The organism is Moritella sp. 28 (genome assembly GCF_018219435.1).
Taxonomy (GTDB): domain Bacteria; phylum Pseudomonadota; class Gammaproteobacteria; order Enterobacterales; family Moritellaceae; genus Moritella.
Genome location: NZ_CP056121.1, coordinates 1,641,083 through 1,653,734, shown reverse-complemented (window position 1 = coordinate 1,653,734; position 12,652 = coordinate 1,641,083). Strand labels below are relative to the sequence as shown.

13 protein-coding genes are annotated in these 12,652 nt (G+C 39.6%); 6 read left to right on the top strand and 7 right to left on the bottom strand.

What is annotated here, in order from left to right; genetic code table 11:
• Window positions 1-26 precede the first annotated feature (26 nt).
• Together tpx and HWV02_RS07405 are read left to right on the top strand one after the other, a co-directional pair.
• Window positions 27-524, top strand: a complete 498-nt coding sequence (gene tpx, locus HWV02_RS07410) for a thiol peroxidase (protein ID WP_211690044.1) — start codon at window positions 27-29, stop codon at window positions 522-524.
• 294 nt (window positions 525-818) lie between these two features.
• Complete coding sequence (locus HWV02_RS07405; protein WP_211690043.1) at window positions 819-2,348, top strand: PAS domain-containing methyl-accepting chemotaxis protein; 1,530 nt, start codon at window positions 819-821, stop codon at window positions 2,346-2,348.
• Between the two features lie 5 nt (window positions 2,349-2,353).
• Here the strand turns inward: HWV02_RS07405 and HWV02_RS07400 are convergent, their stop codons facing one another.
• The 3 genes from HWV02_RS07400 to HWV02_RS07390 all read right to left on the bottom strand — a co-directional run bounded on the left by HWV02_RS07400 (window position 2,354) and on the right by HWV02_RS07390 (window position 5,239).
• Window positions 2,354-3,565 (bottom strand): sodium:proton antiporter, encoded by a 1,212-nt coding sequence (locus tag HWV02_RS07400; RefSeq protein ID WP_211690042.1) that lies wholly within the window; start codon window positions 3,563-3,565, stop codon window positions 2,354-2,356.
• Between the two features lie 15 nt (window positions 3,566-3,580).
• Entirely contained in the window at window positions 3,581-3,922 is a 342-nt protein-coding gene (locus HWV02_RS07395) for a DUF4144 family protein (protein ID WP_211690041.1), read from the bottom strand.
• Between the two features lie 219 nt (window positions 3,923-4,141).
• Window positions 4,142-5,239, bottom strand: coding sequence for an RNA-guided endonuclease TnpB family protein (locus HWV02_RS07390; RefSeq protein WP_211679133.1), 1,098 nt, complete (start codon window positions 5,237-5,239; stop codon window positions 4,142-4,144).
• Between the two features lie 247 nt (window positions 5,240-5,486).
• Between HWV02_RS07390 and HWV02_RS07385 the strand changes: the two genes are divergently transcribed.
• The gene (locus tag HWV02_RS07385; RefSeq protein ID WP_211679132.1) at window positions 5,487-6,167 is read left to right on the top strand and encodes a 2OG-Fe(II) oxygenase; all 681 of its coding nucleotides are present in this window, start codon (window positions 5,487-5,489) and stop codon (window positions 6,165-6,167) included.
• A gap of 74 nt (window positions 6,168-6,241) precedes the next feature.
• On the opposite strand, the gene HWV02_RS07380 is transcribed toward HWV02_RS07385, so the two are convergent.
• Window positions 6,242-6,616 (bottom strand): nuclear transport factor 2 family protein, encoded by a 375-nt coding sequence (locus HWV02_RS07380; protein ID WP_211690542.1) that lies wholly within the window; start codon window positions 6,614-6,616, stop codon window positions 6,242-6,244.
• Between the two features lie 121 nt (window positions 6,617-6,737).
• Here HWV02_RS07380 and HWV02_RS07375 point away from each other — a divergent pair, with 121 nt between their 5' ends.
• Window positions 6,738-7,691 carry a LysR family transcriptional regulator gene (locus HWV02_RS07375; protein WP_211690040.1) on the top strand — a complete coding sequence of 318 codons (954 nt, stop codon included), beginning with the start codon at window positions 6,738-6,740 and terminating at the stop codon, window positions 7,689-7,691.
• 42 nt (window positions 7,692-7,733) lie between these two features.
• Here the strand turns inward: HWV02_RS07375 and HWV02_RS07370 are convergent, their stop codons facing one another.
• On the bottom strand, window positions 7,734-7,940 hold the full coding sequence (locus tag HWV02_RS07370) for a 2-hydroxymuconate tautomerase family protein (protein ID WP_211679130.1): 207 nt from the start codon (window positions 7,938-7,940) through the stop codon (window positions 7,734-7,736).
• A 65-nt stretch (window positions 7,941-8,005) separates the two neighbouring features.
• Window positions 8,006-8,944, bottom strand: coding sequence for a DMT family transporter (locus HWV02_RS07365; protein WP_211690039.1), 939 nt, complete (start codon window positions 8,942-8,944; stop codon window positions 8,006-8,008).
• A gap of 127 nt (window positions 8,945-9,071) precedes the next feature.
• Here HWV02_RS07365 and HWV02_RS07360 point away from each other — a divergent pair, with 127 nt between their 5' ends.
• Both HWV02_RS07360 and HWV02_RS07355 read left to right on the top strand, forming a co-directional pair.
• On the top strand, window positions 9,072-9,938 hold the full coding sequence (locus tag HWV02_RS07360; RefSeq protein ID WP_211674738.1) for a LysR family transcriptional regulator: 867 nt from the start codon (window positions 9,072-9,074) through the stop codon (window positions 9,936-9,938).
• A gap of 122 nt (window positions 9,939-10,060) precedes the next feature.
• Window positions 10,061-10,816, top strand: a complete 756-nt coding sequence (locus tag HWV02_RS07355; RefSeq protein ID WP_211690038.1) for a YdcF family protein — start codon at window positions 10,061-10,063, stop codon at window positions 10,814-10,816.
• Window positions 10,817-10,890: 74 nt separating this feature from the next.
• On the opposite strand, the gene HWV02_RS07350 is transcribed toward HWV02_RS07355, so the two are convergent.
• The gene (locus tag HWV02_RS07350; RefSeq protein ID WP_211690037.1) at window positions 10,891-12,498 is read right to left on the bottom strand and encodes a cation:proton antiporter; all 1,608 of its coding nucleotides are present in this window, start codon (window positions 12,496-12,498) and stop codon (window positions 10,891-10,893) included.
• Window positions 12,499-12,652: the final 154 nt, after the last annotated feature.

Sequence of the window (12,652 nt, the reverse complement as noted above, 5' to 3'; positions counted from 1 at the left end):
TAACTCAAAAGTATTAAAGGAAAATTATGTCTACAGTTACATTTCAAGGTAATTCAGTTAGTCTTTCAGGTTCATTTGCTGAAAAAGGAACGCAAGCACCGAACTTCACATTATGTGGTGCAGATCTAGCAGACATTACGCTACAAGATTTTGCGGGTAAGAACGTTATCTTAAATATCTTCCCTAGTATCGATACGCCAGTATGTGCGACAAGTGTACGAACTTTTAATATTGAAGCTGCAAGTAAAGAAAATACCGTTGTACTATGTATTTCTGCAGATCTACCATTTGCGACAGGCCGTTTTTGCGAAGTAGAGGGTATTAAAGATGTTAAAACAGCATCTTTCTTCCGTGCTCCAACATTTACAGAAGATTATGGCGTTAATATCAACGAAGGCGCATTAGCTGGTTTAGCGAGTCGTGCAGTTGTTTGTTTAAACACAGAAGGCCTTGTTGTACACAGTGAATTAGTTAGTGAAATTACTGATGAACCGGACTATGCAGCAGCGTTAGCAGCACTATAGTAAATAACACAAATTTAAACAGCATTGAGCCTGTGCTCAATGCTTATTCTCTCCACCTTTCATCAGCTCTGGCTATACTCGCTATTCAAACCTTCAATATAAAACCTAATTACCAATACTTCTAAAGCCTAATTTCTGATAAAGATAAATAAAGTGAAATTAGTGCATCTACACTAATTTCACTTTTTCACCCCATAATTCAGCAATTTAAGGTATCATGACTACAAATAAAAGACTAAATGAAAGGCTAAATAAAATGCCTATTAATAAATTAAAGTTAAGGAGAAATAAGTAATGAACAAAAGAAACACTCAAGTCATTAATGAAGAAGTCTCATTTGATGTACAAGATGAATTAGTTTCTACCACTGATATCCGAGGTGTCATTACTTATGCCAATCCTACCTTCTGCCATATTGCGGGTTTTGAACTCGATGAATTAGTCGGTAAAAACCACAATGTCGTGCGCCATCCTGATATGCCATCCGCCGCATTTAAAGATCTTTGGACAAATTTACAAGCGGAAAAACCGTGGCGTGGCGCAGTAAAAAACCGCTGTAAAGATGGCCGCTATTATTGGGTTGATGCCTTTGTAACACCAATTCACGAACAAGGTAAATTAGTGGGTTATCAGTCTGTACGTAGAAAATTAGCGCACAAAGATAAGCTTACCGCTGAACAGGCTTATAACAAAATTAATAACGGAAAAAGTTTATTTCAGTGGTACCAGCGTCCACTCTTAAAACCCTTGTCTTTCTTTATAATCAGCGCATTGATCGTATTCGCTAGTCAAGATATACCTTACCTCAGTGTATTATTAGCATTGCTGCCTTTTATTATTTTCCATAATGAACTGATTACAGTACCGCGTTATTTTGCTATCTTAAAGCAAAATTATGACAGTGTTTCTCGTTATGTATTCTCTGGATTAAAGCCACAAAGTATTGTCGACTTCCAATTAAAAATGGAAGAAGGTAAGATCAAAACTATTTTAGGTCGTGTTGTTGATAGTAGTCGCTCACTTGAAACAGGGGCTGATAACCTCACATCTGCTGCCCACAGAGCGAAAGAAGGTGTTGAACAAGAAACACTTGAGTTACATCAGGTCGCAACAGCTGTCACTGAAATGTCCTCTACAATTTCAGAAGTATCTCAAAATACCTTATTAACATCGCAAAAAGTGCAAATAGCTCATAATGATTGTGAAAGTGCAACGCAAGCGATGTCAGATACAATGACCCAAGTCGGTAAACTCGCCATTGATGTAGCAGAGTCAGCGACATCAGCCAGTATGCTGTCAGAAGAAGCCCAAAAGATTAGCACTATCATGTTAGAAATTCGAGGTATTGCCGACCAAACAAATCTGCTTGCATTAAATGCAGCAATTGAGGCTGCGCGTGCGGGTGAACATGGCCGTGGTTTCTCTGTTGTGGCCGATGAGGTCAGAGCACTATCGACACGGAGCCATAATGCCACTGAGCAGATCCAAACCTCAATTAACGAAATTCAACAAACGCTTGAACAGTGGTCAATAACGATGCAGCAAGGTAAAGAGTCTGCCGAGCTGTGTGTCAATGAATCTAAACGTACACAGTCGATGATGCAAAATGTCTATGGGGCGATCACAGATATTTCAGACCTGGCAATACAAATATCCACAGCCTCAGAAGAACAAAATATGGTGTCGCAAGAAATCAGTCGCAATATCGTCAATATCAGTGATGCATCACAACACAACCTACAACAAACAGAGTTAGTTGAACGTGAAGCAGCCGATATTAACAATAACTCTAAATCACTGGCTGCCTTAGGATTAACCTTTTAAGCTGATTAAGGTCTATCTCGATGGCTTTTACCGTATAGATTTGAAAAAGGCTGTGCGGTAAAGCCATGAGCAAAAATGCTCATGAGGATAGTCAGCGTCACAACAGCGTAAACAATATCAAAACCACCAATATCACCGACGTTATGCGCCACAATCAACACATATAAAATAGAAGCAATTCCACGCGGTCCAAACCAAGCAATAAACACACGGCTTGCAAGGTCCAAATTTGTACCTATTAATGAAATCATCACAGGCAACATACGTAATACCGTCAGGCTCAATAATGCATAGATAACCACGTTCACGCTAATATCATGTAATGTTAATGGTACAAACGCTAAACCAAACAAAAAGAAGCTAATAAGAATAAATAACTCCCCTTCGCTTTCTGCAAACTCTTCAATATGTGCTCGCGCTTGTTTACTGGTATTGCCAATATATAAACCCGCAAAAAAAGCAGCAATAAAACCATTACCTAATAATGCTTCGGCAAGATAAAATCCGAGTATGGCAAGGGCTATGGGGATCAAGTTTTGATAGCTTTCTTCAATCCAGTTATGTTCGATTGCTTTATTCAATAATTTCGCACCAAGATAACCAACTATACCGCCGACCAACATACCAAAGACGATTTGTTCGGCGACATACCAAATCCAGCTATAGTCATTAGCTTTGGTTAGCCCACTGGTTATCAATGCAACCACGGTTAATACAATGGGAAAAACAATGCCGTCATTTAAGCCACTTTCAACATTGATACTCGAACGGATCATGTTAGGTACTTTCGGATCTGACACCACCGCTTTACCTAAGGCGGCATCCGTAGGTGTAAGCAGTAACGCCAATAAGAGCATATAAATAATCGGTTGGTCTGGGAACAACCATACCGCTACAGCAGTGCCAGCAATAATTGTCAAAGGTAGGCCAATAAAGAGTAATCGTGCAGGTATATGCCATGAACGTCGCAGTAATTTCAGATCTAACAATGCTGCATCACTAAACAACACGAGTACTAACGCGATTTCCACCAGCACAGTGACAAACTCGGCATCCACTTCCACAGCAGTAATGCCTAAACCAAACGGCGAGCAGATAAGCCCCAATACAGTGAATATCATAGGGCCTGATATATCAAATTGGGCTAGCTTTTTGGATATAAAACCATAGAACAACACGATTAAGGCAATAATCAAAATAACGACATGTTCATCCATGACTAAAACTCCGAGCTAAAGTAAGTTGATTTCTTTGACCATTGCCATCACTTGTTGATACGTTTTGGCATTTAGCTTTGCAGAGCAGCAATAATTTTCAATCACCGCATGCTTACGAATCAATTCGACAAATTCAGGCACTAATATTCGAGAGTACAAAGAAACAAACATGTCTGTATCCGAAGGAGATGACGCGGCAGGAAGTGAAAATAAAGCACCACTCGCATCGATTAATCGATCTTCTGATTCATAATTAGGCTGGCATAAATCAGGATCATTCTCCCACTCAGTTAACGACTCAACATAAATAAGTTCATCTTCACCGTGATATTTAATCACAGCAGGCCACTTTACCATTTGGGTACTCCTATCGTTTACTATTAGCCCACTGTAGCAGCTTGTTATTAATGTTTCAGTTTTGAAGCTCCCCTACCTCGCTTCGCGCCCGACAAGTCGGGGAAGGAAGGGGATTCTTGTCGTCAACGGCTTAAGCATTGCAATATTAAATTGCGTTAGTCTTCCAAAACCTCTTACAAAGCGTTTAACGTGTCGGTACTACCTACCGCCACAAATGACTTAAGCGGCTAGCCTTAACCCTTCTCTGTGGATATTGATAGCCGCATTTTCGTCCCTGTCGTGTACTGCTCCGCACTTGCAAGTCCAATTTCTAATCTTTAAAGACCACTTGCCAGAATACAGCAACCCGCACTCATTGCACATTTTACTTGACGGAAACCACTGGCTAATAGCTGATACTTTACGCCCGTACCAATCCGCTTTATATTCTAATTGTCTTACTATTTCACCGAAATTAGCATCGTGGATATGTTTAGATAGCTTACGGTTCTTAACCATATTTTTGACCTTCAACGACTCGATGCCTATCACTTGGTTTTCGTTTATAAGTGTCGACGTCATTTTATGGGTAAAGTCTTTACGGCAATTGGCTATCTTTTCGTGAATCTTAGCAAGGGCCAATTTTTGTTTATTGAAGTTATTAGAGCCTTTCTTCTTTTTGGCTAATTTGCGTGATGCCTTGGCGAGTTTCTTCGCGTATTTATTGGTTAATCGTGGGTTATTGAACTTTGTTCCATCCGAACAAATCGCTAAGTCTTTAATACCGACATCAACACCGACGGTCTTGTTCACGACTGGTAGCTGCTTAACATCTTCTTTTACAAGCATTGATACAAAATATTTACCTGATTTTGTCTTCGATACCGTTAATGAACTGGGTGTGCCAGTAAATGTACGTGACCATTTAATCTTTAATGCTTGCTTCATCTTGGCGAGTGTTAACGATTGCTTGTCCGCGCTCCATTTGAAGCCGTTACTCATATAGCTAGCAGATTGATTACCGTGTTTATGTTTAAACTTAGGGTAACCAAAACCTGATTTAAAAAATGACTTAAAGCCTTTATCGAGATGCTTTAGTGATTGTTGCAATGGCACGCTAGAAACATCTTTCAGCCATATAAAATCGGGATTCTTTTTTAGTTGAGTGAGGTTTTTACTCCAATCGTTATAATTGGTTTTATTACCCAATTCGTATTGCGCTTTAGAGAAACCAAGCGCTGAATTGTAAGCGAAACGAACACAACCAAATGTATGAGCAAGTATTGTTACCTGCTCATTGTTTGGGTAGAACCTGTATTTATACGCAATAAGTTTCAATTTCCAGCACCTACATGACTGTATTTATATACAGCACTAAGTTCTAAACGTAGATTCTATGTGAAAATATGTCAATATTAATAACAAAACAAAGTGCTTATTGCTACGCAATAATGACTTACATCACCGCCCTAAAGGACAGTGCTTTTCGTCAAAGGTGATAAAATTCAAACACTTAAGCTTAGCATTCACACTAGCAAAGCGAATATTATCTTTAATCATACTTATGTGCATTAAACTGAGTATAATGGCCTATCATTTACTTGTATATTATACAAATGTGGAAACAACCCAGTTACGAGCAAAGAATAATTTTCGCACCACCATCGATACTATTTTAGATAATATCCATGAGCATGGTTATGCTGTTATCGAAGATGCACTTCCAGAAGGCATTATTGAAAAGTTACTAACTGATTGCCTTGAAAACCAACCCGAATTTAAAGCCGCTGGCATTGGTCGTCAGCAAGACTCACAATTAAACACTCAGATCCGCAAAGATAAAACCTTATGGTTAACGGGTGAAAGTCCTGCCCAAGCTGATTTTATGGCGCTAATGAGCGACCTTAGATTGGAAGTTAATCGTAACTTTTTCTTAGGCTTATTTGATTATGAATGTCATTACGCGAAATATGAAATTGGTGATTTTTATAAAAAACACCTAGATGCGTTTAAAGGTAAATCAAACCGTGTCTTTACCACTGTCTGTTACCTGAACACCCCCGGTGTTGGTGGTGAATTACTCATCTATGCACAAGATTCAAATGATGTGATCGCACGCGTTGCCCCCAAAACAGGTACCTTGGTGGTATTTGAAAGTGAACGTTTTCCGCATGAAGTACTTGCCGCTGAATCAACACGCTATTCAATTGCGGGTTGGTTTAGAATGAACAATTCAATTGCTGGCACGATAGATCCAACGTCATAAAAACAAAAAGACGAGTGATATTGCGATCTCTCGTCTTTTTTATCTACCAGGCAGGTTGTTCATCAACCAGTCATTTAACGCTCACCTTGTACTTCAAAGTCATCTGCTGCTAATAACGCACTGCCATCAGCTTGAATACGCCATTGCTCGTGATGTACCGCACCAAACGCTTTATTCATTGTCCATTTTGCTGTTAATACATAGCTATCATCATTCATCGCTACCCATTTAACATCAGTATAATCAACGGCATTGAAACCTTGATCAATAATACCTTGCCAAAATGTTTGGATCTCTTCACGACCAGTAAAAGTACCAAACGGACGAGCATGCATAATCGTACCTTCTTCATATTGCGCTGCACAACCTGCTGCGTCTTGATTATTAAAGGCTTTCTGCCATGCTGCTATTCCGGATTTACAGGCTAATAAAATCTGTTCTTGTGTCATCATCTTGCTCCTATTAAGTGTATGAGTGTTACTTTACCGCTATAATTGGAGAATAAAAACAGCACAATTAGAAAACACTGTTAAGATAAACAGAACAATTAAACATAGGTAATAATACACAATGACTAAGCTTAGGAAAATGACGGTATTCATGCACATAGTAAAGCTCGGCTCTATAACCAAAGCTGCAGAAAAACTAGACGTATCTAAATCCGTTGTCAGCCAACATTTGAAGCAACTTGAAACTGAGCTTGCGGTTACCTTGCTTAAACGTACAACGCGTAAACAAAGCCTCACGCCTGCTGGTGAACATTTCTATCAACAATGTTGTACCATGCATGAACTGGCAGAACAAGCGTGGCAAGACGCCCAGAAATTACAAGTCTCCCCGCAAGGATTAATCAAGATCACAGCACCGCATGCTTTAATGGACCATCTGGTCTTACCCGCATTACATGACGTATTTAATGCTTATCCAAATGTCGAGTTAGAATTAATAAGCCATGATGGTCAATTGGATCTCATGCAAGAAGGCATCGACATTGCGATACGTGTGGGAGAATCAAAGATAAGCAATCTCAAGCAAAAGCGAATAGGTGATTTCAGAGATGTACTCTGTGGTGCAGTGCAAACCATTAATGCTCATCAAACCGATATAAACGCATTAAAACTTGAAGATAACATTGAGTTTGAAACAACAAAGCTCTCGCTCACTCAGATAAAGTACGTCGCGAATCACTGGCAAGAAAAATCGATTAGTCATCATCTTAGTCTTAAGAAAAGTAGCCTTAAACACCGTAAATCAACAAAAGCCAATAAGCAGCGCTGCGAACTGAACTTTAAAACCAATCATAAAGCCAACACGCTACCTACTTGCGTAACAATGTTAGAACAAGGGTTTGGTGTTGGTATTATTCCAGACTTTATATTTGCTAAACACATAGCTACGTTAGCGGAACTATTACCCAACTATCAACTCGATAAAGTAAATGTGTATGCGCTGCACTCTTATCAAGCAGCGGTACCTGTTGGCGTAACGATGGCAATAGAAGCTATCGCCAAGAGACTCAGATAACTGACTATTAACTGTTAATATCCGATAGCCAGTAACAGACGACTAAAGCTGAGATTTTTGGCGCAGTGCCGTCACCACTTCGCCACCGATGCCCCAATTATCGGTATTCACTTCGTCAATCACCACGACGGTCGTTTTCGGGTTTTTCCCCAATACGTCCACCAGCAATTGTGTCGCACCTGCAATTAACTGTGCTTTTTGCTCTTTCGTTACTTGCTCATCGGTGATTTTTATATTGATATACGGCATTGAACAACTCCTTTAGTAATAACAGTCAGAATTCCATAATCTAACCTTGAAATAACAGACTTAATTTATGCGCGATCACTCGTGGAGTGAGTTAGTTTTGTATTAGCAAAGTTCTTTTGATTAACAAAAAACTGAGTATTAGCAAACCAAACACCTATACTCACCGTTGTCATAGCAATGATCAAACTTGCTTTAACAGGTTCATCAAATACAAATAACGCACTCACACCAGCAATAACCGGTACCATCGCCATCATAGTGCCCATGTTCGCCGCACCAATAATCTGCACAGCGCGAACATATAACAGCATCTGTACTATCGTCGCCATGAACCCCTGATAAAAGCTTTGTAATAAAATATCCCCCCACAATCCAGCACTGACTAATTCGAAACTGATATTCTTAGGTAACCAGAGTAAATAAATAGGCATGTAGATGGTGCAAGTGATCATAGCCAGACTTGCGGTAGCTTGCCATGGTGTGATCTGCCAACGGCTCAGTAATACTGAAAATATGCCCCAACAAAACGCAGCACCCGCAAGACTTAAATGACCAATCGATAATGTGCCTTGTGCTAAAAATTCTTGTAAAAATAGAACCGCAATACCCGATGTGATCATCGCAACACCAAACCACTTACTCCAAGCGTGCTTTTGCTTGTTAACCACAACCGACAAAACAATAATCATCACGGGAATCAAGCCCGGTAATAGCACTGCAGACTGTGAACCGGGTGTCGTTTCGAATCCTTGGAAGGCAAATAACGCATATCCGAGACCACCAAACAGGCTACAAACAATGAACTTAGGTTGCCATAATTTGAACCTAAATTTAAACCACCAAATTGGTAATACCAAAGCCGCGCAGGTTGCATAACGAATAGCAATGACATCATACGAAAGCAAGGGACTGATCCCACCCATACGTGATACTAAAATAAACCCCGACCAAATGAGCACGGCCCCGAATGCAGCCAAATAGCCTTGGCGTGTTGAATTATCCATAATCTATTCCTAACTAAGCTTATGAATTAGAGTATAAAAGCAATATACTGTTATTAATAATGAATTATTGTGAATCCATCTTTCTCATGTTGAGAAAGTAATGCAGTTTAACGTGGAGATATAAAGAGTGGAATTGTCTGATCTTACTATTTTTTGTGCTGTAGTCGAAATGGGCGGGATAAGTCCTGCAGCACACGCATTAAATCGTGTACCTTCAAACATTACATCACGAGTCAAAAAGTTAGAAGCCGAATTAAATACCGATCTATTCATTCGAGAAAAAAACCGGTTAAGGCCCTCGCCCACAGGTGAACAATTTTTTAATCACGCTAAAGAAATTCTCGCTATGGCTGAATCGGCTATACTGCAAATCAATAATACGACACCATCTGGAAGACTACGCTTGGGCAGTATAGAAGCTGTCGCAGCATCACGGCTATCTAACGTATTAATGGATTTTCATCAAACCTACACTGAAGTCGAGTTAGAAGTAACGACCAGCCCCACAGGCATACTCATCGAACAGATTATTGATGGCCAATTAGACTTAGCACTCGTATCTGATCCTCCTCAAGATCAACGGCTGCAAATAACGCCAGTATTTAGCGAAACCCTGGTACTGGTTTCTAGCTTGCGTAATGAGGATATTAACTCACCATTAGATTTAGGGCATAATCCCACGTTGCTGGGTTTCTCAACCCAATGTGTCTATCGCACACGTTTAGTTAACTGGATAAAACAAGCAGATCTGCATCCCAAAATTGTGGAAATAAACTCCTATACTGCGTTATTAAACTGCGTAACAGCGGGTATGGGGGTGGGTTTTGTGCCAGAAAAGTTATTGACGATATATCCATTTAAAGAAGGTATTAAAACACACCCTTTACCGACCGCGATCGGTACTACAACAACGAATTTAATTTGGCGCAAGGACTCGGTAAAATCAAGTATGGAAGCATTTAAGAACATATTAATGGCAACATCAAACATCTAGTTTAACAATAAGTTTCAGTCACTTATAAGCATCCGACCAGCCACTTAAACAATGATAAATTATTTTATTACTTTATACTGCAATGAAATACTGTGTTTTTCATACTTCAACAAGGACAATCAATGAGCCTGCTGCTTATATCTTTACTTATCATTATCAGCCTATTATTACGTTTATTTAACGTTCATCGCGCCAAGTCAGTCGTATTATGCTGCACAATTTTACTTACAGTGCTTATCAGCATCGGGGTCGTGCCTAAATATTTATTGGATAAATTACAACAAGATTATGTGGCTAAAAGCTCGATTCATTGGCAGGAAAATAACGCTATTATCTTACTGGGGGCAGGCCTAGAAAAGGTTGGCGATAATATTGAGCCACCTTTCTATTCTTTTGCAAGAATCTACGAAGCTGCAAGAGTTTACAATGAATGTGTTGACAGTGATCAACAATGTAAAATCATTGTAAGCGGTGGTGATACAAAGAAACTTGGTGATACAGAAGCCGCAGTTTATAAAGAACGCTTAGTTTCTATTGGTATTAATGCCGTTGATATAATCACCGAACCAAACAGTCTTAACACATGGCAGAATGCACAATTCACCAGTGAAATACTCAGAAAAGGTAATTTCGACAACAATGTCTTAGTCTCATCAGGGTTACACATCAAACGTAGCCTATTGTACTTTGAACATTTCGGTGTACATGCGACCCCAATCAGAGCTGATTATATGTCAGCAAATATATCATTCATCCCACTTGGGTATAACTTTGCACTGACTGATTTTGCACTGCACGAATGGATTGGCTTTTGGCGATATGATATTTACAACATGATTGGCGCAAATCAAGAGCGCACGAACGCGGGGGACGCCTAGCTTAGCTTACAATGTATTAACGAAGGTAACTTAGAACTGATTAAACCATGCTAGTTACCTTCGTATATTGATTATTAACTATCGACAGGAGGGCGTGTTGGAATTTTTAATTCAGTCCAAACATGGTGAGCGAAACCCGCACCCGCTTCTTGATACATGTTATAAACAGGATTAACGCCAAGCGCTCTCAGCTCATCTTCATCACTCTTAAAATGTGCAAGCGCTGCAACTTGGAAACTACAACGGTCCATCTTTTGTAACTGCTCCGCAGCATAGTGATTACCATGATGGTCAGGCATGGCCAATAACACCAGTTTGATGTTGTCAGTCATTTCCAGCTTATTCCAAAAATCCGTGTCCAGTGCATCACCGGTGATAACTCGTCGACCTAATTCAAGATGATTCAAGGTCTTTTGGTTATTGTAATCAAGGCCTAATACCTTACCACCATATTGAGATTGCAATTCATCATACGCACCAGCACCTATTCGGCCCATACCCATCACCAAGATCTCGGCATCACCAAGGGAAACAGGACGATCATCAATGTGTAAATCCATAGACTGAAAACGCGCGAACTTATCAGTAAACCGACTGTAAATATCATCAGCATATTTATTCAATAATGAGGCAATAACAAAACTAAGCGATACCGCAAGTGCTGTAATAATCAGCCAATCTTGTGATAACCAACCTTTATAAGTCGCTAACGCCGCCACAATCAAACCAAACTCACTGTAGTTTGCCAACGAAAATGCCGCAAATAATGATGTACGAGCGCGTAATTTAAATTTCGCCAACGTAAAGAAATATAAAGCTATTTTACCAAACAATAAGACCGCCAAAATACCTGCAACAAACAAGTGATCAACCGTCGGGAGTCCACCTAATCCTATGCTGAGAAAGAAACAAACAAGCAGCATCTCTTTCATATTAAACAAAGACTTTGCCATCTGCTTGGCACTGGGGTGACCCGCTAACAACATACCGGCAATCAACGCACCCAAATCAGCTTTCATACCTACCGATTCAAACAACCCAGCGCCAAGCACAAGCGAAAGGAAAATACCGTACAGAACCAACAATTCACCGTGGCCGACTCTGTCTAACAATTTAAACAACAGTGGTCTAATTAACGGTAATGCTAATAAAATAACAGCAAACAACGACGGGATCTTACCGACTGAAACAGTTAAAAATACCACGGCAAAAATATCTTGCATGATCAAAATACCAATCGCGATACGACCATATAACGAGTTTGTTTCACTCTTTTCTTCTAGGATTTTCACTGCAAATACAGTACTTGAAAAACTTAATGAAAATGCGACAAGCACCAGTGAAAAGGTATCGAGGTTAGTAAAAAAAGTTAAACCGACTTGTTTTAAGATAAATAAAACGACTGCATAAAAAGCAATACTGGCAAAAATATGCACACTTGCCCCACCCCATACCTCGGCTTTAAACAAAGTACGTATATCTAACTTTAAGCCAATCGAAAACAAGAGCAAGGTAACACCGAGATCTGCAAATGTCTGCAAACCTTCAGTCGCTTCAAAACCATAAAAATTAAGCGCAAAACCCGCTAATAGGAAACCAACCATAGGTGGTAATCCGGTAAGATTAACAAGCATACCAAAACTGAATGCAGTGGCGATAAAAAGTAAAAGAGTAGTATCCATTAACGAGACCTATATAAGCTGGACTTAGCGCCTATACCCTCGACATGATAACCGTGAGCATGATTAGCGATAATATTTATTGGTTAAATTAAAGCAGTAAATTAGCTTGCTAATTTTAAGATAATTAATGACATAGAACAATCTCTTTATACCA

Excerpts from the sequence above, each read along its gene's own strand:
- tpx (WP_211690044.1), top strand. The coding sequence starts at position 27 with ATGTCTACAGTTACATTTCAAGGTAATTCAGTTAGTCTTTCAGGTTCA.
- HWV02_RS07405 (WP_211690043.1), top strand. The coding sequence starts at position 819 with ATGAACAAAAGAAACACTCAAGTCATTAATGAAGAAGTCTCATTTGAT.
- HWV02_RS07400 (WP_211690042.1), bottom strand. The coding sequence starts at position 3,565 with ATGGATGAACATGTCGTTATTTTGATTATTGCCTTAATCGTGTTGTTC.
- HWV02_RS07395 (WP_211690041.1), bottom strand. The coding sequence starts at position 3,922 with ATGGTAAAGTGGCCTGCTGTGATTAAATATCACGGTGAAGATGAACTT.
- HWV02_RS07385 (WP_211679132.1), top strand. The coding sequence starts at position 5,487 with ATGGCCTATCATTTACTTGTATATTATACAAATGTGGAAACAACCCAG.
- HWV02_RS07380 (WP_211690542.1), bottom strand. The coding sequence starts at position 6,616 with ATGACACAAGAACAGATTTTATTAGCCTGTAAATCCGGAATAGCAGCA.
- HWV02_RS07375 (WP_211690040.1), top strand. The coding sequence starts at position 6,738 with ATGACTAAGCTTAGGAAAATGACGGTATTCATGCACATAGTAAAGCTC.
- HWV02_RS07370 (WP_211679130.1), bottom strand. The coding sequence starts at position 7,940 with ATGCCGTATATCAATATAAAAATCACCGATGAGCAAGTAACGAAAGAG.
- HWV02_RS07365 (WP_211690039.1), bottom strand. The coding sequence starts at position 8,944 with ATGGATAATTCAACACGCCAAGGCTATTTGGCTGCATTCGGGGCCGTG.
- HWV02_RS07355 (WP_211690038.1), top strand. The coding sequence starts at position 10,061 with ATGAGCCTGCTGCTTATATCTTTACTTATCATTATCAGCCTATTATTA.
- HWV02_RS07350 (WP_211690037.1), bottom strand. The coding sequence starts at position 12,498 with ATGGATACTACTCTTTTACTTTTTATCGCCACTGCATTCAGTTTTGGT.